The 2,471-nt window shown below is 58.4% G+C and carries 3 protein-coding genes and 1 pseudogene; 2 read left to right on the plus strand and 2 right to left on the minus strand.

Annotated features, from left to right (window positions below):
• Positions 1–89 precede the first annotated feature (89 nt).
• Complete coding sequence (locus IFO71_RS21430) at positions 90–275, plus strand: hypothetical protein (RefSeq protein ID WP_192031731.1); 186 nt, start codon at positions 90–92, stop codon at positions 273–275.
• A gap of 263 nt (positions 276–538) precedes the next feature.
• Positions 539–808: pseudogene (locus tag IFO71_RS21435) on the plus strand (ATP-binding protein); the annotation flags it as partial.
• A gap of 333 nt (positions 809–1,141) precedes the next feature.
• Here IFO71_RS21435 and IFO71_RS21440 read toward each other — a convergent pair.
• Together IFO71_RS21440 and IFO71_RS22405 are read right to left on the minus strand one after the other, a co-directional pair.
• Entirely contained in the window at positions 1,142–1,471 is a 330-nt protein-coding gene (locus IFO71_RS21440) for a hypothetical protein (RefSeq protein WP_192031732.1), read from the minus strand.
• 31 nt (positions 1,472–1,502) lie between these two features.
• Positions 1,503–2,471: RHS repeat-associated core domain-containing protein (locus tag IFO71_RS22405; protein ID WP_192031733.1), on the minus strand; the 969-nt coding region annotated here is incomplete at its 5' end.

The raw sequence follows: 2,471 nt of genomic DNA on the forward strand, positions 1-2,471 counted from the left end.
CTAAGCGATGTTTCCACCGCCCGCCGCCCCCGACCGGCATGCCGTGGAATCCATGACCGGCATCGCGTGGAATCGGTGACCGGCATGCAATGGAATCAGTGACCGGTTTGCGTGGAATGCGCAGCCCCGATCAGGCACTCACCCTGATCGACTTTCTCGATCAGTTGCAGACCACCCTGTGGAACCACTACGGCGATGCCATCCAACGCGATCTGCGCGCCCCCGCTCACACCGACCACAACACGCAAGACTTCGACGACAGCCCGTCGCTCTGATCGACTCCCGACGCCAGCGCTACGCCGGCGTCGGCGCTTCCGCCATCGAATACCCCACCCAGTGCATCCCCCCACCGGCCGAACACATCGGCCGGCATCACCGCCTCGCCACGGCGTGCGACCACAAATCGGCGCTGCGTGCGGCGCGAAATCGACACAGACTCACAAGCGTGCGACACCGAAATGGAAAACAGCCAAGGAAATTTTCAAATCGTGTGATAAATAATTCGGCAAGGTGTACGGTTGGTTTTAGGCGCGCAACAGCCCCGCTCACCGATGCCCAGCAACGCGATCTGCTCGAATTGGTCGATGATCGCTACGACAAGGCCGCCACGCTGATCACCAGCCAGCTGCCGATCGATAAGTGGCACGCCTACCTCGGCGATCCCACCATCGCCGATGCCATCCTCGACCGCCTGGTCCACAACGCCTACCGCATTGTCCTCAAGGGCGAATCCATGCGCGCCCAGCGGGCCGCGATCGACCCCGAACACCCCTCAGCCAAGGAGCCAACGACCCCAACCCACACTTGACCCGATTCGATTCCTAAGCGATGTTTCCACCGCCCGCCGCCCCCGACCGGCATGCCGTGGAATCCATCACCGGCATCGCGTGGAATCGGTGGCCGGCATGCAATGGAATCAGTGACCGGTTTGCGTGGAATGCGCATAGGGCGGGTCTTGACCCGCCAGAGGAACACACGACACCGCCAAACCGCACCACTCAAAACATCAGGCTTCATCACGCGCAGCGAGTGATTGCGGCGAGTGGCGGCAACAAAGCGGCGGGTTAGAAACCCGCCCTACCTTGCTATTTCGGCGAATGGCGGCAACAAGGCGGCGGGTTAGAAACCCGCCCTACCTTGCTCAACGGAAAGGCTCAAACTTCACAATGACAGCGGTTTCTGTATCGACCACATACCTTGCGCCACCACCGCGAAGGGATTCTCCATTCATGGGAAGGGGAACGATCTCGACAACGAGGCTAGAGCCATCTGCGACTATCGTCATTCGATAATTCGTCATATTGCCCAGATGCCGCTCCAAATCAGAATCTCCCGGATTCTGCTCTCTGACACGCTTCTCAAAGTCATTGTAAGCAGCAGCGAACGCTTCCACAGCTGGAGTTCGTGTCTCTTTTCTTGCATGCACGCAAGGCACTTGAACCACCATGATCACAACAATTGTTAAGAACAATTTACATGCTAAGTTACACACTGTTACCCCCTTACTTGCAGCTGCATGCGTCGCCGTTCTTCGCGGCAGGATATGGCAGATTCTTCACCTTTCCAGTCGCAGGATCAAACTTCTTGATCACGCCTCGTGGAGTCCCAACATACCCAGCATATCCGGAGATGCCTGTGGCGTCGGAACTAATTCCGCTAATGTCTGATGGCGAGAAGACTTCGCTATTGAACCGAGGATCAGGTCCGCCATGCGTGTGGTAGTCGCCAACAGTGCGGGGAGTGATAGGCCCCGGATTGGAACTACTAACGGTCCCGCGCGCTGGCGCAGTGTACGAAAATGTTCCATTGGGATTGCTGTAGATGCGACCCGCGTATTCCGAATTCTGCTTGATTGATTGGTAGTTGATGTCGTTGATCGCATTCGCGGCAGCGACATCCTGGTCCGGATAGCAATCACCCGGCGCTAGACCTGCTGGGTCGATCAACGTAACCGGATTCCCCCTTACATACGCGTAAGTGTTCAGTCCACCCGCCAACCCAATCGGATCCGCCTGCGTATACCTTCCCGTACTCGGGTCATAGTACCGATGCCAGTTGTAGTACAAATTGGTCTCGGGGTCATAGTACTGCCCGGGGAAGCCGAGGTTGAGGGCACCAAAGCTGCCGCCCTCCTGCATCACCTCGCGGTGGAACGCGTAGTTCTTGGCCCGCCAGACCGGCTGATTGGCGCTGTTGGCCACCACTTCCGGTCGGCCCAGGTGATCGTTGTACACATAGTGCACCGCGCCATTGCGAATTGCCGCGACCGGTTGGCCGGCGAAGTACACGTACACCGAGGCAATCGCACCATCGTCGGTATTGGTGTTCGGCGCAGTCTCAGCCAACAACTCACCGCTCGGCGCATGCAGGTAGCGTTGAATCCAACGGCGAGTGGTTCTCAGGCTATCACGGCTGAAGTAGTCAGTTCCGCGGCGCAGCTGGAATCGACTGGGCGGGCTATGGTCGCTGCG

This window comes from Pseudomarimonas arenosa, assembly GCF_014841215.1.
GTDB classification, from domain to species: domain Bacteria; phylum Pseudomonadota; class Gammaproteobacteria; order Xanthomonadales; family Xanthomonadaceae; genus Pseudomarimonas; species Pseudomarimonas arenosa.

Bases quoted from the DNA above. Each gene is read 5' to 3' on its own strand.
- IFO71_RS21430 (WP_192031731.1), top strand. From the start codon at position 90: ATGGAATCAGTGACCGGTTTGCGTGGAATGCGCAGCCCCGATCAGGCA.